The 22,784-nt window shown below is 49.2% G+C and carries 20 protein-coding genes and 2 tRNA genes; 11 read left to right on the top strand and 11 right to left on the bottom strand.

The genetic code is table 11. From position 1 onward, the window contains the following. Positions 1 to 54 precede the first annotated feature (54 nt). From hscA to iscX, 3 genes are read left to right on the top strand one after another with little or no spacing between them, the layout of a single operon-like run. Positions 55 to 1,914: a Fe-S protein assembly chaperone HscA gene (hscA, locus tag ACTBZS_RS01180; RefSeq protein ID WP_463043043.1), complete on the top strand. Its 1,860-nt coding sequence runs from the start codon at positions 55 to 57 to the stop codon at positions 1,912 to 1,914. Positions 1,915 to 1,925: 11 nt separating this feature from the next. Then, entirely contained in the window at positions 1,926 to 2,264 is a 339-nt protein-coding gene (fdx, locus tag ACTBZS_RS01175; protein WP_022652954.1) for an ISC system 2Fe-2S type ferredoxin, read from the top strand. Between the two features lie 11 nt (positions 2,265 to 2,275). Then, positions 2,276 to 2,470: a Fe-S cluster assembly protein IscX gene (iscX, locus tag ACTBZS_RS01170; RefSeq protein WP_463043042.1), complete on the top strand. Its 195-nt coding sequence runs from the start codon at positions 2,276 to 2,278 to the stop codon at positions 2,468 to 2,470. A 47-nt stretch (positions 2,471 to 2,517) separates the two neighbouring features. Here iscX and ACTBZS_RS01165 read toward each other — a convergent pair whose 3' ends face one another. From ACTBZS_RS01165 to tnpA, 6 genes are all read right to left on the bottom strand, one after another. After that, positions 2,518 to 3,186: a DUF3226 domain-containing protein gene (locus ACTBZS_RS01165; protein WP_463043041.1), complete on the bottom strand. Its 669-nt coding sequence runs from the start codon at positions 3,184 to 3,186 to the stop codon at positions 2,518 to 2,520. Beyond that, on the bottom strand, positions 3,186 to 4,346 hold the full coding sequence (locus tag ACTBZS_RS01160) for an AAA family ATPase (RefSeq protein ID WP_463043040.1): 1,161 nt from the start codon (positions 4,344 to 4,346) through the stop codon (positions 3,186 to 3,188). Before ACTBZS_RS01160 ends, ACTBZS_RS01165 begins: the two co-directional genes overlap by 1 nt. A 73-nt stretch (positions 4,347 to 4,419) precedes the next feature. Next, complete coding sequence (locus ACTBZS_RS01155; protein ID WP_463043039.1) at positions 4,420 to 6,090, bottom strand: vWA domain-containing protein; 1,671 nt, start codon at positions 6,088 to 6,090, stop codon at positions 4,420 to 4,422. A gap of 4 nt (positions 6,091 to 6,094) precedes the next feature. After that, the gene (locus ACTBZS_RS01150) at positions 6,095 to 8,209 is read right to left on the bottom strand and encodes an AAA family ATPase (protein WP_463043038.1); all 2,115 of its coding nucleotides are present in this window, start codon (positions 8,207 to 8,209) and stop codon (positions 6,095 to 6,097) included. Positions 8,210 to 8,442: 233 nt separating this feature from the next. Further along, positions 8,443 to 8,517: transfer RNA gene (locus ACTBZS_RS01145), tRNA-Arg, on the bottom strand. 103 nt (positions 8,518 to 8,620) lie between these two features. Continuing rightward, positions 8,621 to 9,037 (bottom strand): IS200/IS605 family transposase, encoded by a 417-nt coding sequence (gene tnpA, locus ACTBZS_RS01140; protein ID WP_463043037.1) that lies wholly within the window; start codon positions 9,035 to 9,037, stop codon positions 8,621 to 8,623. 22 nt (positions 9,038 to 9,059) lie between these two features. On the opposite strand from tnpA, the gene ACTBZS_RS01135 reads away from it, so the two are divergent. Continuing rightward, positions 9,060 to 10,268, top strand: coding sequence for an RNA-guided endonuclease InsQ/TnpB family protein (locus tag ACTBZS_RS01135; RefSeq protein WP_463043036.1), 1,209 nt, complete (start codon positions 9,060 to 9,062; stop codon positions 10,266 to 10,268). Between the two features lie 85 nt (positions 10,269 to 10,353). After that, positions 10,354 to 11,274 carry an isochorismatase family protein gene (locus ACTBZS_RS01130; protein WP_463043035.1) on the top strand — a complete coding sequence of 307 codons (921 nt, stop codon included), beginning with the start codon at positions 10,354 to 10,356 and terminating at the stop codon, positions 11,272 to 11,274. A 58-nt stretch (positions 11,275 to 11,332) separates the two neighbouring features. On the opposite strand, the gene ACTBZS_RS01125 is transcribed toward ACTBZS_RS01130, so the two are convergent. Then, positions 11,333 to 12,310: a polyprenyl synthetase family protein gene (locus ACTBZS_RS01125; protein WP_460429366.1), complete on the bottom strand. Its 978-nt coding sequence runs from the start codon at positions 12,308 to 12,310 to the stop codon at positions 11,333 to 11,335. A 194-nt stretch (positions 12,311 to 12,504) separates the two neighbouring features. Here ACTBZS_RS01125 and rplU point away from each other — a divergent pair, with 194 nt between their 5' ends. The 5 genes from rplU (at position 12,505) to ACTBZS_RS01100 (ending at position 18,697) form a co-directional block, all read left to right on the top strand. Further along, positions 12,505 to 12,816: a 50S ribosomal protein L21 gene (gene rplU / locus ACTBZS_RS01120; RefSeq protein WP_022652972.1), complete on the top strand. Its 312-nt coding sequence runs from the start codon at positions 12,505 to 12,507 to the stop codon at positions 12,814 to 12,816. Between the two features lie 18 nt (positions 12,817 to 12,834). Further along, complete coding sequence (rpmA, locus tag ACTBZS_RS01115) at positions 12,835 to 13,113, top strand: 50S ribosomal protein L27 (protein ID WP_022652971.1); 279 nt, start codon at positions 12,835 to 12,837, stop codon at positions 13,111 to 13,113. A 139-nt stretch (positions 13,114 to 13,252) separates the two neighbouring features. Then, complete coding sequence (gene obgE / locus ACTBZS_RS01110; RefSeq protein WP_022652970.1) at positions 13,253 to 14,407, top strand: GTPase ObgE; 1,155 nt, start codon at positions 13,253 to 13,255, stop codon at positions 14,405 to 14,407. Positions 14,408 to 14,452: 45 nt separating this feature from the next. Continuing rightward, positions 14,453 to 15,349, top strand: a complete 897-nt coding sequence (locus ACTBZS_RS01105; protein WP_463043034.1) for a DMT family transporter — start codon at positions 14,453 to 14,455, stop codon at positions 15,347 to 15,349. 66 nt (positions 15,350 to 15,415) lie between these two features. After that, positions 15,416 to 18,697: a response regulator gene (locus tag ACTBZS_RS01100; protein WP_463043033.1), complete on the top strand. Its 3,282-nt coding sequence runs from the start codon at positions 15,416 to 15,418 to the stop codon at positions 18,695 to 18,697. Here ACTBZS_RS01100 and ACTBZS_RS01095 read toward each other — a convergent pair whose 3' ends face one another. The 4 genes from ACTBZS_RS01095 to ACTBZS_RS01080 all read right to left on the bottom strand — a co-directional run bounded on the left by ACTBZS_RS01095 (position 18,698) and on the right by ACTBZS_RS01080 (position 21,180). Continuing rightward, positions 18,698 to 19,276: a peroxidase-related enzyme gene (locus ACTBZS_RS01095; RefSeq protein WP_463043032.1), complete on the bottom strand. Its 579-nt coding sequence runs from the start codon at positions 19,274 to 19,276 to the stop codon at positions 18,698 to 18,700. Positions 19,277 to 19,288: 12 nt separating this feature from the next. Then, a complete protein-coding gene (acuI, locus tag ACTBZS_RS01090) occupies positions 19,289 to 20,272 on the bottom strand; it encodes an acrylyl-CoA reductase (NADPH) (protein WP_463043031.1) in 984 nt (327 codons plus the stop codon). A gap of 66 nt (positions 20,273 to 20,338) precedes the next feature. Continuing rightward, the gene (acuR, locus tag ACTBZS_RS01085; protein WP_463043030.1) at positions 20,339 to 20,977 is read right to left on the bottom strand and encodes an acrylate utilization transcriptional regulator AcuR; all 639 of its coding nucleotides are present in this window, start codon (positions 20,975 to 20,977) and stop codon (positions 20,339 to 20,341) included. Positions 20,978 to 21,104: 127 nt separating this feature from the next. After that, positions 21,105 to 21,180, bottom strand: a tRNA-Phe gene (locus tag ACTBZS_RS01080). Positions 21,181 to 21,448: 268 nt separating this feature from the next. Here ACTBZS_RS01080 and ACTBZS_RS01075 point away from each other — a divergent pair. After that, positions 21,449 to 22,711, top strand: a complete 1,263-nt coding sequence (locus ACTBZS_RS01075; protein ID WP_463043029.1) for an EAL and HDOD domain-containing protein — start codon at positions 21,449 to 21,451, stop codon at positions 22,709 to 22,711. Positions 22,712 to 22,784 lie beyond the last annotated feature (73 nt).

Raw genomic sequence — 22,784 nt, 5'->3', positions numbered from 1 at the left:
GCGCGCCAGCTTAGACCCGATCTGCCCTCACCCTATCACACGTAATGGATTTTTATGGCTCTCTTGCAAATTGCTGAACCCGGGCTATCAACCGCCCCCCATCAACACCGTCTTGCAGTAGGTATCGATCTTGGCACCACCCATTCTTTGGTTGCCAGCGTCCGCAGTGGCATCGCATCGGCTTTGCCTGATGCACGCGGTCGTGTGCTATTACCTTCGGTGGTTCACTATCGGGAAGATCAAGGGGTAGATGTCGGCTATGATGCACGTGCCTGTCAGACGCAAGATCCACATAACACCATTGTGTCGGTAAAACGGTTTATGGGACGTGGGTTGGCCGATCTCCCTGATGCGTCTAGTTTGCCGTATCAATTTGTCGATGGCCCGGGGATGGTCGAACTACAGACCCGCGCAGGCCGCAAGAGCCCAGTACAAATTTCCGCTGATATTCTCAAAGCCTTGAAAATACGAGCTGAAGCGACGTTAGGCGGTGAATTAACTGGCGCGGTGATTACCGTACCAGCCTATTTCGATGACGCCCAACGGCAAGCGACAAAAGACGCGGCAAAATTGGCGGGGCTGAATGTATTACGGCTGTTAAATGAGCCGACTGCCGCTGCCATTGCCTACGGTTTGGACAATGCCTCGGAAGGGGTGTTTGCGGTTTATGACTTAGGCGGTGGAACATTTGATATTTCCATCCTCAAGTTAAGCCGAGGGGTGTTTGAAGTGCTGGCCACCAGCGGCGATTCCGCCTTGGGTGGTGATGACTTCGATCAACGCATTTTTTGTTGGATGCTACAAACGGCCAATCTGTCACAACTGTCTGACAGCGATACCCGTTTGTTATTAACCCATGCCCGCACAGCAAAAGAATCGCTGACTGAGCATGAAGAAGCCCTGATTCAAGCGGTGTTATCCGATGGTCGCTGGATTGAACTGACGTTAACGCAAGATTTGTTTAACGACATGACCAAAACGTTGGTCGAAAAAACCTTGCTCCCTGTACGCCGTGCCCTACGCGATGCCCGCTTACAGGTTGGCGATATCAAAGGGGTGGTGTTGGTCGGTGGTGCCACGCGGATGCCACATATTCGCAAAGCGGTGGCGGAGTTTTTTGGTCAAACGCCCTTAACCAATCTCGATCCTGACCAAGTGGTTGCCTTAGGCGCAGCGATGCAGGCGAATGTGTTGGCAGGAAATAAAGTTGACGATGACTGGTTGTTGTTGGATGTGATTCCCTTATCGCTTGGTTTGGAAACGATGGGTGGCTTGGTGGAGAAAGTCATCCCACGCAATAGCACCATCCCTACCGCCCGCGCCCAAGAATTCACCACTTTTAAAGATGGCCAAACGGCGATGGCGATTCATGTCGTACAAGGTGAACGGGAGTTGGTCAGCGATTGCCGCAGTTTGGCGCGATTTGAGTTGCGCGGTATTCCGCCGATGGTGGCTGGCGCAGCACGCATTCGGGTCAGTTTCCAAATTGATGCCGATGGTTTGCTATCGGTCTCTGCCCGTGAATTGTCCAGCGGTGTCGAGGCCAGTATCAGTGTGAAACCGAGTTATGGTTTAACTGATGAGCAGATTGCCCATATGTTGACCGACTCGTTATCGCATGTGAAAGACGATATTGCTGCACGAAAATTGCGTGAGGCGATTATTGATGCAGAAAGTCTGATTGCCACCACGGAAAATGCCTTACAAGCCGATGGTGATTTATTAGCAGTCGAAGAACGCTCGCGCATTGATAACGCCATTGCCGCCTTACGCAGCGCCATCACGGCACAAGCAACGGTTGCCATTAACCAAGCGACTTCGCGCCTCAATACCGTCACCGGCGATTTTGCCGCTGCACGAATGGACAGAAATATCCGCCGCGCCTTGGCAGGGCAGAAAATCACCGATCTATAAAGGATGCCACCATGCCAAAAATCATCGTTCTACCTCATGCTGATTTGTGCCCCGAAGGCACCATGTTTGATGCTGAAAGTGGGCAAAGTATTTGTGATGCCCTACTCGAAAACGACATTGAAATTGAACACGCATGTGAAATGTCGTGTGCCTGTACCACCTGTCATGTCGTAGTGCGCGAGGGTTTTGAATCGCTCGAACCGTCGGATGAATTGGAAGACGATATGTTGGATAAGGCGTGGGGCTTAGAGCCAAACTCGCGTTTATCCTGTCAGGCCATGATTGCCGATCAAGATTTAGTGGTCGAGCTGCCGCGTTATACCGTTAACCATGCCCGCGAGCATCATTAAGGAGCGATACGATGAAATGGACTGATAGCCGTGATATTGCGATTGCTTTAACGGAAACACACCCCGACATCGACCCAACAACAGTCCGTTTTACGGATTTGATGCAGTGGGTATTGGCTCTAGAGGGCTTTGACGATGATCCAAAACATTGTGGTGAGAAAATTTTAGAAGCCATTCAAATGATGTGGATTGAAGAAGCCGAATAATCCACTCAACACCGCCCCATTGCCGTATGGAATGGGGCGGTTTTTTATTACGAATTTTGAGCAGGAAACACTGCCTTTAACCAATTCACCAAACCGGTATAAAGCGGTGCAGCAACATCGAGTAGCTGACCCTCTATCGTATAATACAGCCCCTCTCCAGGTTTCTCCTGCCAAGCCAGCCAAGTTGCTACTTCCGCCTTACTTAACCGCACAGTTTTAAACTTTGGAGCAGTGAGCGAAGCTACCGTATTTTTAGCCTCAATCAAAAGTGGCTGTTCAGTTAAAGATACGGTTTGTTTAATCCAATCTTCTAACATACCCTCTGCTGCATTATCTGGCATCACCCATACACCAAAATCGGGCAAACCATCATTGTGTTGGTAGAGCAACCCACCTGTGGCTAAAACCTGAGGTGATCTGTCATATCCTAAAGAAGCCACTTTTTGGGTAATCTGCTTGATTGTGTTAGAAAATCCACCGCCATCAGAGATTCGATCTGCGTCAACCACAATAGCCAATGCTTGCAATCGACCATCGTTTAAGTCATTGATGAGCGTTTCTAACATATTGAGTATGCCTTGCTTGGTATTTTTACGCCCACCCACTTCAACAGGTGGCGCCACTCGAACGCCAGCAAGAATAGTATTTGATCGACATAACATTTCAAAAAAAGCCCGATCCGCTTCACCTTCAACCAACAACAAACGGTCAACCATTAGCGCACCTCAACATCGGCTTGGGTAATGTTGAATAATTTTTGCTCATCAAACACCGTCGCAATCACCCGACCTTGATCGCTAGTTCTTACACTACGACCAACACGGAATAACACACCTTCTATTGCCGTTTTTTCAATCGCAACTTTTGCAAAACTCTCAATGCAATCCCAGCTATGTGTTGTTGCAAATACCTGAATATTTAATTTTTCCGCTAAATCAAATACCAATTCCCATACTTTTTTCTGCACACTGTAATGCAGCCCATTTTCAAATTCATCAATCAGTAAAAACCCGCCTTTGGCAGAAAATATCTTGAGTATCAATTGTAAAATACGCAACATACCATCACCCATGCTATTCAACGGCACAGGCTGATCTTGCCCTGCAAGGCGAACTTTTGCAGTTCGGCTTAAGGATTGATTAGAAAACGATTTCTTCTGTTGTTCAGTACGAACAAAGGTAATGTCTAAAAAGTCAGGCGCAATAAGTTTTAATGCTGATTTAACAGTATCTTGATGGTCGGTCAGTGCAATTTTATCCCACTCATCGGCTAATTCATCTAACGAAATAAATTGAGTTGGAATGACGTTACAAGGCAATATATTCAACCCTGAAAGGGGAGGGTAGGCTCTTGTCCGGATTGCATTGATTTTATCAAAACGAATACTAGCATGGTGTCCGTTTTTATGAATAAAAAGTGCATCCAGTAGTTCGCCCTCTAAATCATCTAGCTGATCTTTTGCAATACGTTTAAGACGATTTTTAGTAATTTCCTCACCATTCTCATGAATGATTTCCGACCATTCTAGTAGATATCCATGCTCAATCGTGAGTCGATTAGCTCCCTCGATTTCACCAATTACAATTTTTGCATCATTATCGGGAAACTTTCTGCCAGTAAAAAAAGCTTGAAAGGGTATTTCATTATCAAATAGCTCATTGATATTATTAGAGATATAGACACGTTCATCATGACTGGATGCAAGCATTTCAAGCAAATGTAAATTTGCGTTTCCGGCATAAATACGTATTGCCTCTAGTACCGTTGTTTTGCCAGAGTTATTTTTTCCGACAATTAGATTAACACGACCTAGTTTATTAACTTGAAAATCTTCAAGAATACGAAAATTTTTTATATCGAGTGATTTTAAGTGCATTTTCATCTCCTAAGAGAAAGCAGAATCATCATAGGAATTTAATATTATGAATATCCGTCTGGGGCGGTTTGACTTATAGCACGACCACTTCATCACTGAATGGATCATCAACCCGAGAGCCTGCACACAGCACCGAATACACCATACAGTTCAGCGTGTTTTTTTGTGTTTCGATTGTGTGGAGAAAGGCTGTCGATACGACGCAATCGCCATCGGAGATCATCAGCACATCGGCTTTTTTGAAGTTCTCGTGCCGTTTAATCAGTTCAAAAGCACGTTGCAATGGCGTTTCAAAGTCTGTTCCACCACCAAACCCTGTCCCCAAAAACTGCAACAAACCAGCAAGATCGGCTTTGCCATCCATCGCAAATTCGCGGATTTCTCCACTCGAACCAAACAACAGCACATGCAAAGCGCGGTCTTCACGTTTTAAAATCAGCGATATCGCCAGCAACAACGCTTTTGCCCGCAGCAACGGCAAACCGGCCATGCTGCCCGAGGTATCCAAACACGCGACAATCGGCCCTGTGCGTTTTTTGCGTGTTTCTGTGGTTTCGCCCACACCTAAAGTGATGCCGCTTAATTCGTAGGTCAGCAGGTTTTTCTCGAGCAAGCGCGCAAAAAACAAGGTTTCGAGGGTGTCATCTTCCAGATTCGACAACTCACTCGGCAACATCCGCATCACATCATCGCTACGGTGAACGCCATGCACTTCGCTTTTGCTGGCTTCGGGGATACGCGACCGTTTGCGGTGTTCTTCGCTCAGATAATGGCGGCCCATTTTGCGAACAAGATCACGAATTTGGGCGTTTTCTTGTAGTTGCTTTGCCAATGCTTGGAAATCTTCCTGACAGGCTTTTAATTCGCCATACGACAAATCGGCACCAGTGGCACGCAAAAAACCTTCCGCATGATCGTAAGCAGTGCTGATTTCTTGCAACCACTGGCCGAAACCATCAAGTTTTTTCAACACATCAGCAGGAAGATTTTCGTCAGCGATTTCGCGCTGATAGTCTTGCAACGTGCCCAGTTCATCGCGAATGCGCGCTATATTGCTGGCGCTCAGCGGCAGGTTTTTAAAAAATTCGTGATGCGCTTGCCAATCTAATTCAGTTGGCTGGCTGGCCGGCGAGGACGGGCGGCGAGGCGTGTTGTGTTCGCCGCTATCGTCGTCCTCGTCATCACCGAAATCATTTTCCCAATCCCACAACCGCCACTTTGTCGCCCCCAAGCGGCTTTCGGCAGTGCGCTTTAGCTCGCGGATAGTGGGTTCCCATGTGCTATCAATCCAGTTCAATGGGTTCAACCGATCCCACAAAGAAGGCGCACCGCTTTCAAGCGTTTTCACACATTTGCTAGAGAATTGATGACAGTTTTTAATCACCAAGCCATAAAACGACCGTTCACCGACATCGAATAATGAACGCTCCGCCACCGCATCATGCCCCACTGCGCCGTGGCGATCACAAGAAACATAAATTTTGCTACCCAATAGGCTTTTTGAAGTGAAGCTATCGGGACTGCTAAGCTGCACTTTACTTTCAGCAATCCCATCGACCACGATATTAGAGATTTGCCGGCGGCCGGCATAAATCCCAGAATGCTCCACCGCCACCCATAAATCACAATACAACACACTCCCCGGCACAGGGCGCACTTTGCTGCGGAAAGTGTTGTCGATAAAATATTTAATGGGTTTTATCCCAAATTTTAGCGCAGCCAATGCAGCAGAAAATATCGTCATGGTGTTAAATCCACAGATTGTCTTTCAACTGCAAAGCCAGCAAATCCACCATTTTTTCACCGTCTTGCTTGGGTGTTTGTTCGGTTGTCGTCGTCTTTGGTGCTGTTACACCGACTTGGCGTAAAGTCGGGACATTATTTTGATGATCCCATTGCCAAACCTGCTCGAAATCCCAACCGAGGGTTAATTCAAAATAACGCTGTGTAAATAGTGCAGCAGCAACGGTTTTACCTTGCAAGCCATTACCATCATCACCGGTTTGGTTTGAATGGCTTTCAATCGAAATATTATGTTCTAAGCCGCCACCATTTTTATTTTCTGTCACAATACGGTAATAGATCACCTCAGCCAAAGGGCCAATCGCACAATGACGCACCACACTGTTATCACAATCATATGCAATCCCGCGATTCAAACTACCGCTTCCAGATACAATACAACGCTCTACTACAGTTCCACTTTGGAGTGAAAAGGCAATGCCAAAAGAATATCTTGATCCGTGAACCTTCACTTCACAATCAAGAACTTGGCAATTATCTATACGATTACCATGAGTTAGTGGCCCTCTTGTCGTACGACAACGCGCAATCTGGCTATTTTCTGCTTCCGCTACAAAAGACCACGCCTCACAATCACGCAAGGTGCAATCATTGATTTTTTCTTGAATCAAGAAAATTTCTGCTTGACATGCCAGAATGGTTGTTTTTTCTGCCTCTTGAGCAATCGCACTTTCACCAAGCCGGATGTTTTGTAGCTGTGAATCGCGCACCATATTGAATAACGGAGTTCCACCTTTTCTATCAAGACGAAAACCGTCTCCCTCGTAATGTCCCTGAAAATCAAATGTTAGCCAATGACTAATCGCTGAAAAATCTAGGTCGGCTGTTTGGCGGAAGTGATAGCCTTTTTGTCCGACATCGGCACGCGCCAAATCCATAAAATCTTCCACCGAGCGAATTAATAGCGGATCGTCAGCCGTGCCACTGCCGACAAAACCTTTTACCACTGCGCTAATTGCAGCACGGTTCGGCTTTTTGCCGATTTCGCTACTTTTTTGAAACGCAGCAACCAACGTTTCACCATCGCTATCCACTTCATAAACCGGAATATTTTTCTCTTTGTCCATCGGCACCAAACGGCTTAGGCCTTTCAAAGTCGATGTAATGATCTCTCGGACTTTGGGTGCATTATCGGGGTGGTTCCACAAACAATCTTTCAACAACAACACATCAGACAAATTTACCTCGCGCCGACCATTGCTGGCCGCAGAAACCCGTAGCAATTTAATAATTTTTTTCAAGCGGCGATCAGATAAACTTTCACGCGCATCTTCTTGAAAGGCTTGTTTATGTTGTTGCCAAATACTTTGGATGCCTTGAACAATATCATTTGGAATGGTGACAGTTTTCGCAGCTTGACGTAAGCGCGCTATTTCATGCCGTGTTAAACGATCTTCCGGCGCAAACTCCGGTTCTGTCGTTGTATTGAATAACAATTCAAAACGATCTTCACTGACATAATCCACAAAAATACGCACCAAAAACCGATCATATAAAGCACCTAAAGCCTCATCATCGGTGGGTAATTCATTCGAAGCAGCAATTAATGCCTGTAAAGGAACAGCTTGGGCTTGAGCGCCGTTGTGATATATGCGCTCGTTAAGAATCGTTAATAACGCATTGAGAATAGAAGAACTGGCTTTGAAAATTTCATCTAAAAAAGCCACATTGACAGTGGGTAAATAGCCCTGAGTATTGCGCTTAAAACGGTCGGCTTTTAATTCGGTAATAGAAAGTGGGCCGAATAATTCTTCTGGTGTCGAAAATTTGGTGAGCAGATATTCAAAATAATCATGCCCATCTTGATCATCACTTAAGACTTGCGCAATTCGCCGCGCAACCAAACTTTTCCCAGTCCCCGGCGGGCCAACCAACACCAGATTTTCCTCGGCTAATACGGTTAACAACGCCGCTTTTAATACCCCCTCACGCTCAACCAAACCCTGATTTAACAAAGCCAACAGGCGTTGTAGTTTGGTTTTAAAACTGGCGGCTTCGGGCGAAAGCGAAGAGAGAGGGGCGGCGGCGGTCTGTGGACGCGGTTGTAGAACTTGGCTCATCGTTGGCTCAACAAACAGAAGAATAGAAAACGAATGCCAAGTGTTTCAGAGATGACGTGCGAAAGCAATTTTTTATGACCGATGTTTGCAAAAACCGTAAACTTATCCAGCAATACGGCTGTGCCTTGCAGGATGTTGCTTTGATTTGTGCGGCAAAAACGGGGAAATTTGGCGATGTTTAAGGCAAGATATGATCTGATGCTTGCCGAAACCAACACGCTGCGTAGCAGGTTTGGCGTCTCCACCGGGAATCGAACCCAGATTTAGGTCTTAGGAGGACCTCGTTCTATCCATTGAACTATAGAGACTTCGGCACGACTATCATTCTAACTTTTACCAGTTAGCGCGAAAAGCCCCGGCGTTCAGGCCGGGGATGGATAGCGCGGAGTCCGCAGGACTCCTTCTCTGCCTTTAAGTTGGCGTCGCCTGCTGCTCAATGTATTGACGAATGATGCTGATCGGAGCACCGCCACAAGATGATGCGAAGTAGGAAGGTGACCACAGCACGCCCTTGTAGTAGAAGCGTTTAGCGATGTCCGGCCTTTCTTTCCGCAGTACGCGACTGGATGCGCCTTTCAAGCTATTGACCAAGGCTGACACCGGCACTTTCGGCGGATAGCTGACCAGCAAGTGAACATGATCGCGCTCGCCGTCCATTTCGACCAGTTGCGCCTCGAAGTCATTGCAAACCTTGGCAAACAGTTCTCGCAGCCTGTCGATGGCTGCTAAGTCGAATACTTTGCGCCGATACTTCGCCAAAAAGACCAAATGGACGTGCATGTTAAAAACACAGTGGCGTCCGCGTCGAATGTCGTTGTTTTCTTCCATAGACCAAACTATACTATGCGACATGCAACGTCTTCAAGCCTACCGATTCGAGCTAAAGCCCAACGGCGAACAGCAGCGCCTCATGCGCCGCTTTGCCGGTTCGTGTCGGCACGTCTACAACAAGGCGCTTGCGTTGCAGCAGGCGCGGCATGAAGCGGGAGAAATGAAGCTCGGCTACGCCGCTCTATGCAAGGCGCTCACCGAATGGAAGGCGGGGCCGGAAACGCTCTGGCTGAACGAAACGCCAAGCCAAGCATTGCAACAGGCACTCAAGAATCTGGAACGCGCCTACAAAAACTTCTTCGAGAAACGCGCCGACTTCCCGCGCTTCAAGAAAAAAGGCCAGTCGGACAGCTTCCGCTATCCGCAAGGGGTCAAACTCGATCAGGGCAACAGCCGCGTGTTTCTGCCGAAACTTGGATGGCTGCGTTATCGCAACAGCCGGGACGTGCTAGGCGAAGTCAAGAACGTCACGGTGAGCCAATCCTGCGGCAAGTGGTTCGTGTCGATCCAAACGGAACGTGAAGTCGATCAGCCTTTGCCGCAAGGTGAGGCTGTTGGCATCGACATGGGGATCGCTCGTTTCGCCACTCTGAGCGACGGCAGCCACCTTGATCCGCTCAACAGCTTCAAGAAACATCAGCAACGGTTGGCACGCTATCAGCGAGCTATGAGCCGCAAGACAAAATTCAGTAGCAACTGGAAGAAGGCGAAAGCCAAAGTCCAGAAGATTCACACTCACATCGCCAACGCCCGAAAAGACTTCCTGCACAAAGCTTCGTGCCAGATCAGCCAAAACCACGCCATGATCGCCATCGAAGATTTGCAGGTTCGGAATATGTCCAAGTCAGCCAAGGGCAACAGCGAACAGCACGGCAAACAGGTGAAACAGAAATCCGGCCTGAATCGGTCGATTCTCGATCAAGGGTGGGCGGAGTTTCGTCGGCAACTGGAATATAAAGCGGACTGGAATGGCGGCTTTGTCATTGCTGTTCCACCCCAATACACCAGTCAAACCTGTCCGTGTTGCGGCCATGTGTCGAAAGACAACCGCCAGACGCAAGCCAAGTTTGAGTGTGTCGAGTGTGGTTTTGAAGAAAATGCCGATCTGGTCGGCGCAATCAATATCCTAGCGCGAGGGCATCGCGTTTTAGCCTGTGGAGAGCCGGTGCAGTCGGGCCGCTCCGTGAAGCAGGAACCCACTGAAGCGACTCAGGCGATAGCCACCTGAGCGCCGTAGGAATCGCCGTCCTTCAGGGCGGCGAGGATGTCAACAGCGGCTCGGTACAGAGCGCCATTTTGATGAGGGACATCACATGCTAATCGACGTCAATCAAGCCACATTACTTGTGGTTGATATTCAAGAAAAATTACTCCCAGCCATTCACGACCCACAAAACCACGTCACACAAGTCAGAAAACTGATTAAAGCGGCGGTGGATGCTAATTTGCCAGTGGTGTTTTCCGAGCAATATCCAAAAGGGATTGGCCATACCGTAGCCGCCATACGCGAATGTGCGCCGGATGCACCAGTGGTAGAAAAAATGCACTTTTCTTGTGTTGCTGCCGATTGTCTGCCAAGCAGCCTGTTAGAACGGCCACAGGTGGTGTTATGTGGCATGGAAGCGCATGTTTGCGTATTGCAAACCGCCCTTGAACTAAAAGCATTAGGTAAAACGGTGTTTATCGTCAGCGATTGCATTGCTTCGCGTAGCGAACACGATTACCAAACCGCGCTGCGCCGCTATGAACAAGAAGGCATTTATCTGGTTACACGCGAAATGGTGTTGTTCGAGAGTTTGCGTGTTTCCGGTACGCCGCTTTTCCGCCAGATGAGCCAAAGCTATTTGGTCGAAGGCAATGTGCGTCTATCACGACAAACCGAGGAAGAAGGGGTGGTGTATAGCACCAGCCTACAAGGGAAACCGTTTAGCGACATTTTGCCGCTGCTGACCACAGAACCCCTACCCAGCAAACTAGAAGCCCCACACCAACTGAATTGCGCGGGTTTCACTTTGCAAAATAGAGCGGGACAAGCCGGTTCGTGGAAAGTGTATGCCTATTTACATCGGCATTATGGCGTGATTGATCGCGAAGCAGCAAAAGCCGGACTGAAACTGTATGCAGAACACACGCTAGATGCGATTTTATCTCCGGGTAAACACCCAAATATCGACCGCTTGCTTGCGATTGCCGCAGGCAGACAACCCGCATTACAGCTACACGCCCACGCTTAACAAACGCGCCGCCCTGTTACGGGGCGGCGTTTTTTATGATGATTCGTACTACTTGGGTTTAGGCGTCGCGATTGACTGCCAGTTGAGCCAGTTCTTGCATCGCGGTTTTAACCGGACTGTCTGGAATCACTGCCAATGCTGCAATCGCTTTGGCTGCCACGGCCTCGGCCTGTTGACGGGCATAAGCCAACGCCCCCGAACGGTGAACCGCAGCTAATACGGCGTCGAAGTGGTCACGGCTGGCATTTTGCAATGCGTCGCGCACCAATTCGGCATCTGCCGTTTCACCTTGCCGCATCACATAAATCAACGGCAACGTGGGTTTACCTTCGGCCAAGTCATCACCGAGGGATTTACCAATCGTGCCTGCATCACCCGAGTAATCCAGCACATCATCAATAATCTGGAATGCCGTCCCCAAATACATACCGTAATCGGCAAGCGCTTGGATATGGGATTCATCGGCTTTCGCTGCCAACGCGCCAACACGCCCCGCCGCTTGAAACAGTTTTGCCGTTTTATATTGAATGACTTGCAGATATTGTTGTTCATCAATATCGGTGTTACCGATATTTAACAACTGCAATACCTCGCCTTCCGCAATGATGTTGGTGGCTTCGGCCATCACTTCTAAGATACGCATATCGTGACAGCTGACCATCATTTGAAAAGCACGAGTGTAGAGAAAATCGCCGACAAGCACGCTGGCAGCATTGCCAAACAGCGCGTTAGCGGTTTCTCGACCTCGGCGCAAATCCGATTCGTCAACCACATCATCATGCAACAAAGTCGCGGTGTGAATAAATTCGATCATGGCGGCCAGCTCGTGTGCGACAGGGCCTTGTAAACCGCAGGCTTGCGCCGACAGCAATACCAAGGCTGGCCGCAGGCGTTTACCACCGGCACCAATAATGTATTCAGCGACCTGACGAATCAGAACCACATCTGAATAGAGGCGCGCGCGGATGACGCGATCAACCGCATGCATATCTTCAGCAATCAGAGAGCGAAACAACGGTGCCGACACAGCCCGCATCCTATGAACAAAAAACCGCGCAATCATAGCAGAAAACCGCCAATAGGCCGAATATCGCTACCTGAAGCAGGCGTGCTTACAAGGAAAACTGGCGACTCTTGGCGCAGAAATTTGACCGAATTCAGGCACTTGCGTACAATGCTTTTTTTCTCGCTCAACGTGGCGAGATTTTTTATTCTCATGGAGTACCAGTCATGTATGCGGTCGTAAAAACTGGTGGCAAACAGTACAAAGTTGCCATCGGCGAAAAACTTAAAGTAGAACAGATACCTGCAGACATCGACAGCCAAATCACCTTGAACGAGGTGTTGTTGGTTGCCGACGGCGAACAGGTTGTAGTCGGCACCCCACTGGTTGCAGGCGCCTCGATTCAAGCTACCGTGATTTCTCACGGCCGCGGCGAAAAAATCCGCATTTTCAAAATGCGTCGCCGTAAGCACTATCAAAAGCATCAAGGCCATCGCCAGAACTACACCGAAATTCGCATCGACGCGATTTCCAAGTAATCTCAGGAGCGTATACACATGGCACATAAAAAGGCAGGCGGCAGTTCACGTAACGGTCGCGACTCACAGGCAAAACGTCTGGGTACCAAAGTTTACGGCGGCGAGTTGATCCCCGCTGGTTCCATCATCATTCGTCAACGTGGCACTCGTTTCCACGCTGGTGATAACGTCGGTATGGGTAAAGACCACACCTTGTTTGCAAAAGTTGACGGTTACGTCTCTTTCGCAGTCAAAGGTGCTAGCAAACGCAAAACTGTGTTTGTGACCCCTTACACTGGCGAAGAAGCTGCTGCGTAATTCAGCTTCCAGACAGCTATTCTAAGCCCTATCCTCACGATAGGGCTTTTTTGTTTTTACTGATTTCAGCACTCACGGTGGCGTGGCGCTTGGCATCGAGCGGTGGTTTCAGAGGCTGAAGTCGATACAGAGGATGAACATGAAGTTTATTGACGAAGCACGAATTGAAGTCATGGCTGGTAAGGGTGGCAACGGCTCGGCCAGTATGCGCCGTGAGAAATTTGTCCCACGAGGCGGCCCCGATGGTGGCGACGGTGGGCGTGGTGGTAGTGTCGTCGCGGTGGCTGATGAAAATATCAACACGCTGGTTGAATACCGTTTTGTTAAAAAATACATCGCGAAAAATGGCGAAAATGGCCGTGGTGCAGATTGTTATGGCAAAGGCGGTGATGATATTGAGCTGCGGATGCCAGTCGGCACGGTGATTGTTGATGCCGATACCGGACAACAACTGGCCGACTTAGCCAAACACGGCGAACGCGTGGTGTTAGCGCAAGGTGGCAAGGGTGGCTTGGGTAATATCCACTTTAAATCATCGGTCAACCGCGCCCCACGCCAATTCACCCACGGTGAAGCAGGTGAAATTCGTTCGCTGCGCTTAGAACTGAAAGTCTTGGCGGATGTTGGTTTATTAGGGATGCCGAATGCTGGCAAATCGACTTTGATTCGGTCGATTTCAGCAGCGCGCCCCAAAGTGGCGGATTATCCTTTCACCACCCTGCATCCTAATTTAGGTGTGGTGCGCTTAGATGAAAACCGCAGTTTTGTGGTGGCGGATATTCCCGGCTTGATTGAAGGGGCGGCAGAAGGCGCCGGTTTAGGACATCGTTTCTTAAAACATCTGGCCCGTACCGGTTTATTATTACACGTCGTCGATTTAGCACCCTTTGACGAAAACGTCGATCCGGTGGCCGAAGCACACGCCATTGTGAATGAATTGCGTAAATATGATGAAACGCTGTACCAAAAACCTCGCTGGCTGGTCCTGAACAAACTGGATATGATTCCAGAAGAAGAACAGCAAGCGCGCATTGATGCTTTCTTAACCGCCTATGGTTTTGATCGCAGCCCAGTGGAGTCTTTTGCAGAATACGATCCACAGCGGCCACGTTATTTCACCGTTTCAGCCCTATCGAGCGAAGGCACTCGCGATTTGTGCTATGCCATCGCTGAACATTTGGAATGGTTAAAAGCCCATCAACAACCCAGTGCCACAACAGACGCAGAAGCCGCTGTTGCTGCCACGACGACCGCCGCGCTCAAACCTGCTACGGCAGAATCCTCCCCGTCCTAACACGAGAGCGGGTGAAGGGGGAGCGCGGTTTTTTGGGAAATTTGCATGAAAAAACCTCAAACCGCCTCCCTCGCTTATCTATTATTAACCCTCACGGCACTGTTTTGGTCGGGCAATGTGGTGATCGCCCGCGCCATGCAAGGCGCTATTCCACCGATGACATTATCGTTTGGTCGTTGGGTACTGGCTTGTAGTTTGTTGGCCCCCTTCGCCTTACGACTCTCTTGGCGTGATCGCCATCTGTTGTGGGCGCAACGGTGGCGGGTGTTGGCATTGGCAGTATTTGGTATCGCGGGGTATAACTCGTTGCTCTATACCGGTGTGCAATACACCACCGCCACCAACGCCGCACTATTAAATTCTTTTATTCCCATTCTGACCGCGCTCTTTGGTGCGCTGTGGTTTAAACAAAGCATGAGCGTACGGCAGGGGATAGGTATGGGCTTGTCGTTTGCTGGGGTGTTGGTGATTATTTCGCATGGCGAAATGGCGCGGCTGTTGGCACTCGACCTCAATCGTGGCGATGTGATTGTATTTAATGCCATGATTTCTTGGGCCTTATATACCTTATTGTTGCGTGGCTTAGACACTCGCATCGACCGTCTTGGGTTACTTGGCGCACTGACTGCGGTGGGTAGTGTGTTGTTGCTGCCGTTTTTTCTCAATGAGTTTCTCGCAGGGCGAACCCCGGTTGCGGGTTTGGCGACATGGGCCACCTTTGCCTATGTCGGTACGTTCCCGTCGGTATTGGCCTATTTGTTCTACAACTATGGCGTCGGTCAAATTGGCCCCGCGAAAGCCGCCGCCTTTGTGCACTTAATGCCGCTGTTTGTCGCTGGATTAGCCACACTTTTTCTTAACGAATTTTTACATTTTTATCATTTCTTCGGCATGATCGCTATTTTTAGTGGGCTTTATTTATCAACTTACACAAAAAGTTAAGTTTTTCAGCATAATAGTGGCTTATCTATCCGCCCGTGTTTTGATTACGATAGCGACCCCCCGCCTATGCCGACCTCCGCCTCCCTCAATCCTCTGCCATCAGCTTCTCTTGAGAAGAAACAACATCTCGAATGGTTAAGCTTATTTTTGTTGCTGACGGTGTTGGCGGCGGCATTAGGTTATTTTCTGTATCTCGACCGACAGCAGATCGAAGATGCCGAGAAGCAACGGCTTGATGCCCAAACCCGTGTGATTGAGGCCAGCATCACCCGCCAACTCGAAGCCGTCAACCGCACCCTGATTGCTATTCGCACCGATATTCACTATTGGAACAGGCAACCCCATGGCCGTGAATTGGCCAATCACCGCCTGCGTGCTTTTGCCGATGCCATGCCGGGAGTGCGAACTTTTATGGTGATTCAGCCAGATGGGATTGTCTGGGCCTCGAATCGACCAGAATTGATCGGGATGAATTTTGCTAAACGGGATTATTTCCGCACTGTTCGACGCGAACCTAATGTCGGGAAACTCTATCTCAACCCACCTTTCCAAACCGTGTTAGGCACTTTTTCAATGAATGCGGTGAAAATGGTGCCGGATGAAGATGGTTTTTTTGATGGTATTGTGTCAGCCACACTCGACCCAGAAGAGTTCTCTTTTTTACTCGACTCAGTTCGTAACACGCCAGATATGTGGACCTCAATTGCCCACGAAGATGGCATACAGTTTTTGATGGTACCGCCTCAGCCTGGCATGGCAGGTTTACGTTTAGATACCGAAGGCTCTTTTTTTAGTCAACATCGCGCCAGTGGCCGCAGCCATAGTGTGATGCAGGGGAAAGTGTACGCCACTGGTGAACGACGCTTTATTGCAATGCGGTCAGTGAATCCTGATTTTTTACAACTCAATAAAAGTTTAGTCGTTGCCGCGACGCGTGATTATGAACTGGCCTTTGTTAGCTGGTGGGGCAATGTAAAACGGCTGTGTCTGGTGTTTGGCTTGTTAGTGTTCTCGACTGGTGCTGGGCTGGCTTGGATTCAACACCGCCGCCATCAATACGAACAACAACGACAGTTTGATGCCGATATTTTACGCCGCCGAACCCATGAGGCAGAAAGCGCCAGCGAAGCAAAAAGCTTGTTTTTGGCCAATATGAGCCATGAGATTCGAACCCCGATGAATGCGGTCTTGGGCTTGTTGCAACTGCTACAACGCACCGCGCTAGATGGACAACAACAAGAATATGCCACCAAAGCAGAGGCCGCAGCGCGGTCTTTATTGGGGATTTTGAACGATATTCTGGATTTTTCTAAAGTCGAAGCGGGCAAACTCGAACTTGAATCCGCCCCCTTCCGTCTCGATCAGGTGCTACGCAATTTGTCGGTGGTTTTATCTGCGGCACTCGGCAACAAGAAAGAAGTCGAGGTATTATTCGACCTCGATCCAGCCTTGCCTCATGCGCTGTGCGGTGATGCCTTGCGCTTGCAACAGGTCTTGCTCAACTTAGCCGGTAATAGTGTGAAATTCACTCAACATGGTGAAGTTGTCGTTAGGTTAGTGGTCGTAGAACAAGATACCGAACAGGTGACAATCGCATTTTCAGTGCAAGACACCGGTATTGGCATTGCCGAAGATAAGCTAGCATTTATCTTTGAAGGCTTTTCACAAGCAGAGGCGTCCACCACTCGCCGCTTTGGTGGTACTGGCCTTGGGTTGGCGATTAGCCAACGTCTGGTTGGGTTGATGGGCGGCGAAATTAGCGTTAACAGTGTGCTCAATCAGGGCAGCTGTTTTCATTTCACCTTGTCTTTTCCGCTCAACCAGCAAGAGAGCAATGCCATCGCCAGTCGGCTACCTTCACAAGCCCATCAAGGATTACGGGTGTTATTTGTCGATGACAACAGCGGTGCCCTCGATTTATTAAGCCGGATGGCAAGTCAGTTTGGTTGGCAAGCTCATCAGGCGCACAGTGGCGATCAAGCAATCGCCTTGGTCAAACACAGTGATTTACGCTTTGATGCCGTGTTTATTGATTGGCAGATGCCGACCAAAGATGGCTGGGACACCGCCACTGCTTTACATCCTTTGTGCCATGCCAATACCCGTTTGATTATGATGGTCACGGCCTATGGTCGTGAACAACTTGCCTCCCGTGCCAATCAGCATCCGGAAGTCATCCATGCGTTTCTCAGTAAACCGGTGACGCCCTCGATGCTGTTTGATGCGGTAGCAGAAGCCAACTATGGTAGCCGTACCCCTGCCCTCAGCCCGACACAACGTGTGCAACGACTGAGTGGCTTGCATATTTTGGTGGTAGAAGACAACAGTATTAACCAACAAATTGCCCGCGAATTGCTTAGCCAAGAAGGGGCAAAAGTCGAATTGGCTAACAATGGCAAGCTAGGTTTAGAAGCGATTCGGCAACAAGTCCGGCCATTTGATGTGGTGTTAATGGATGTACAGATGCCAGAAATGGACGGCTACACCGCTACGCGTGTCTTAAGACAAGACATGGGAAATCAAACCTTGCCGGTGATTGCCATGACTGCCAATGCATTTTCTTCTGATCGCGAAGCCTGTCTTGCCGCAGGCATGAATGACCATGTTGGCAAGCCGATTGATCTTGATGAATTGGTGCAGACTATCCAACGCTACTGCGGTAGCAAAATCACTAGCTGGACACCCGTACCGACACCCATCCCGACCGCTATCACAGCCACCCCAACCACTGCCACCACGGTATTTGATCCCGATATGGCACGACAGCGGTTACAGCTTTCGATAGATCTGTTTCTTACCCTCATTGAGCGCTTTATCGAAGATCAACACCATTGTGTTGAACACGTGGCAACGGCCCTGACTCAGCAAGACACCGCGACGGCACAGCGGCTATTACACACGCTCAAGGGCTTAGCGGCCACGTTGGGCGCATATGCCTTGTCTTCACAGGCGGCAGTGCTCGAAGCAGAGCTTAAACAAGACGGTAAATTATCCGATTGGCCAACCGCACAAGCGGCCCTCGCCACACTCTTGCAACAGACGCTAACTGGGTTGCAGCAATATTTGGCCAGTCATCAGACCTCAGCCACCACCAGCGTAGAAAGCACCCTTACCACAGCACAACAGCAGCAATTACAACAAGGCCTTAGCGAGATTTTGCCCTTGTTAGAACAAAATAACCTTGCCGCGTGGGATCAATATCAACAGCTCTGTCAGCATCTCCCTCCACCCAACCTTGCCGCTTGGCATGACTGGCAAAAAGCGATGAACGAGCTAGATTTTCCAGCAGCAGTAGCGGCCTGCCAGCAGTTATTAGCTGAATTGCAACAGGCCGATACCACAGCCTAATTAGGCCTTAGCCACGCGCCCCATTAAATAGAACGGTTCGTTTGGTGGGGTGCCGGTGAGGTGTACCAAGCGATTGCTCATGGCAAAAAATGCGGTGATCGCACCAATATCCCAAATCGCTTCCTCATCAAACCCTTGCTCACGCAATAAGGCAAAATCAGCTTCTTCGATTTCACCACCTCGGGTAGAGAGTTTGATGGCAAAGTCGAGCATGGCTCTTTGTTTGGCGGTCAAATTGGCTTTGCGATAATTGGTTGCCAATTGATCGGCCAACAGCGCATCCTTTGCCCGCACCCGCAACACGGCACCATGCGCCACAACACAATATAAACATTGGCCTGCGGCAGAGGTTGCCACCACAATCATTTCGCGCTCGGCTTTGCTCAAACTGCTGGGTTTCTCCATCAAAGCATCGTGATAATCAAAAAAAGCGCGAAACTCTGCCGGACGGTGAGCTAACATCAAAAACACATTTGGCACAAAACCGGCTTTTTCTTGTACTGCCACAATACGAGCCCGAATATCCTCAGGCACTTCGTTCAAATCAGGTACGGCAAAACGGCTAATGGCTGCAGACATGGGGTTTCTTTCTTAACGGTTAACATCAACAATCACACGACCACGCACTTGACCCGCCAACAGTTGCTCTGCCGTCGCGATCACCTCACTCAAACCAATTTCACGACTCAATGCCGCCAGTTTGTTCAAGTCTAATTCTTGTGCCAATCGTTGCCATGCCAGCAAGCGTTCTTCACGCGGTGCCATCACGCTATCCACCCCCACCAAGGTCACACCACGCAAAATAAACGGTGCCACCGAAGCAGGAAAATCCATCCCTTGTGCCAAGCCACACGCCGCAACAACACCACGATAGCGCATGCTGGCGCAAAGATTAGCAAGGGTATGGCTGCCGACGGTGTCAATCGCCCCTGCCCAACGCTCACGCGCTAAGGGCTTGCCGGGGGCGTTCCAATCTTGGCGGTCGAGAACCTCGCTTGCCCCCAATTGATATAAAAATTCGCTCTCTTGTGGTCGGCCAGTGATAGCCACCACGCGATAACCGGCTTGTGCCAAGAGCGCAATCGCCACGGTGCCAACGCCACCATTTGCCCCAGTGACCGCGATTTCACCTTGTTCGGGTGTCACACCCTGTTTTTGTAGGGCCATCACACATAACATCGCGGTATAACCGGCGGTGCCGATCGCCATGCTTTGTTGTGGTGTTAAGCCAGCAGGCAACGGAATTAACCAATCGCCCTTTAACCGTGCCCGTTGTGCCAAACCGCCCCAGTGTGTTTCACCCACCCCCCAGCCGTTCAAAATAACGTCGCTACCGACAGCGATTTCTGGATGTTGGCTTTCTTCAACCGTCCCCACTAAATCAATCCCCGCCACCATCGGGAATTTACGCACCACCGGCCCTTTGCCAGTGATCGCCAGACCATCCTTATAGTTCAAGGTTGAATAGCGAACGGCGACGGTGACATCCCCCTCGGGTAAACGGCTGTCCTCTACTGTTTGAATGGCCGTTTGATATTGGCCATCCACCTTATCCACTACCACAGCGTTAAACATGGTTTCTCCTCTATGTAGAACGGCAATCTATTTTTAGACCGGTCGTCTTAAAATAGGCAAAAAAATTTACCGGCTTAAAGCAGCAAAAAATACCTGTGCGAATTGCCGCAGCGGAGCTTCATTGGCGACTAATTTGGCACGCAATACCGCACCTTCCCAGCCCATCCAAAAAAATGCCGCCCATTGTTGACAATCCACCGTCTCAGATAATTGGCTGTGCTGTTGCGCTTGTTGTAGACAATCCGCGACACGCCGTTGCCAATCTTGAAACACCGCCTCGAGCTGTTCACGAAAGGCCTCGGGCAATACCGCCATTTCCTGACCTAAATTACCAATCAGACAACCACGGCGAAATTGATAACGTGCCATCCCCGCGCAGGCTTCATCAATAAAATTAGCAAGGCGTTGCAAGGGTAGGCGACTGTCATCAGTCAAACAGCGCTCTAACTTGCGCGCAAAATAATCAGCGTAGGCCGCAATCACCGCCTGACCAAACGCTTCTTTGCTGGCAAAGTAATGATAGAAAGAGCCTTTTGGGACACCGAGCTGTTTCAAAATTTCATCAATACCAGTGGCGGCAAACCCTTTTTCCGTTAACACCGCCACACCACAGCGAATCAAGGCTTCGCGTGTTTCAAAGCGATCAGCAACCCGCTTAGCAGGCCGCCCACGCCGACGGATCGGAAAAGAGGCTGAGTCGTTCATGACGAAAATAATAGACTGATTGTTCTAGAAATAGCAAGCGGACAGCAAAAATAGAAACCACAACATATTGAGAAACCAACAGACAAAGAAAAACGCCCGACTTAGTAAAAAGTCGGGCGTTGTATTCTGGTGGCCAATCGCGGAATCGAACCACGGACACGCGGATTTTCAATCCGCTGCTCTACCAACTGAGCTAATTGGCCGTTTCGCTTACTGCGCTGCAGCAGCGAGAACCGTATTAAACCCGAACTCGGTTTTGCCGTCAAGCCTTTTTTCAAAAAAGTTTTTTCAGAGGCATCTGCCGCAGATTACCAGACAAAGACAGCGCAAGCAGGTAACAATTTATAGTGGCATAAAGTTTTGTATTTTTGTTGCAAGAGATTGCTTTCGTCATTATGCTTGAGGATGCCATTGTTGTTTTAGTTGATCGGCGAAGTCTTTTGATTTGCTCCCTCGTGCAAAGGTAATTCTATGACAACAGTAATCTCGGACCCCAAAATCCGCCAGCCGATTTTTGTTGGAAGACAGCCAATTTTAGACAGTGCTTTTCGTCTCTTTGGCTACGAGCTGTTGTTCAGACGCCAAGTTGGTTTACACGCTGGGGTAACGAATGACTTTCAGGCCACAGCACAAGTCATCGTCAACGCTTTTTGTGAGCTGTCGATGGGGAATTTGCTAGGTAGCTATAAAGGCTTTGTGAATGTCAACGAAGCCTTTTTGTTTGAAGAGGTGATCCGTCTCTTACCAGCACAGCAAGTGGTATTAGAGGTACTAGAACACGTAACGCCAAGCCCTGCGCTCGCCAAACGGTGTGCCGAATTAAAAAAAGCAGGGTTTTTAATTGCGGTTGATGACCTTGAACACTACGACCCCGCGTGGGATCCGATTCTTGAGCTCGCCGACATTATTAAAATTCCTCTGGTACCCGGCAAAGAAAGCACATTACTGCCATTGTTAAACCAATTGCGCCACTTTGGGGCACGCTTTTTGGCCGAGCGCGTTGAAACGCGCGAACAAGCCGAGATGTGTCGCGCACTGGGCTTTTCCTATTTCCAAGGTTATTTCTTTGCCAAACCCTCTGTGCTCAGTGGTCAAGGGTTGAGTCCAGCGCGACTGACCATCATGCGATTACTCGCGCTATTAAATGACGACAACAGCAGCACCCAAGATATTGAACTAACGATTAAATCCGACCCCAGCCTCACGGTAAATTTATTACGCCTGACCAATTCTGCACACTATGGCTACGGGACGCGTATCCATTCTATTCTGCAAGCCATTACCTTGCTTGGTCGGAAACAAATTGCGCGATGGTTACAGCTTTTGCTCTATGTCGACGACCACGGCAATTCCACACCCACACCACTTTTCCGCACTGCCGCTGCCCGTGCCCGCCTGATGGAACGACTGGCACAAGAAACACGCCCCGATTTAGCTGATGAAGCTTTTCTGTGTGGTGTGTTGTCATTAGCGCCGGTCTTACTTGGTATGCCAATTGAAGCCTTATTACGGCAGATTCCCGGGTTATCGACCCATATTTCTTATGCGCTGTTGTCGCGCCGAGGGTGTTTAGTACCATACATGAATGTGGCAGAGGCTGTTGAAAACGAAAATGAACACCGCTTGGGTTGTAGTTTTGACATCATCGAAGCCGAGGGATTTTGTCCAGAATGGGTCAGCTTGGCACAAATCGAAGCCCTGACTTGGGCTAATGCCTTGAAAATTGGTGAATAGTTGTTGAAGTTGATGGCAACTTTATTGCACGAAATTGATATTATTGCCTCCAAGATAGATTAAAATATCGAGA

It is taken from the genome of Aquaspirillum sp., from assembly GCF_055136605.1.
This window is presented reverse-complemented; position numbering and strand designations above follow the sequence as displayed.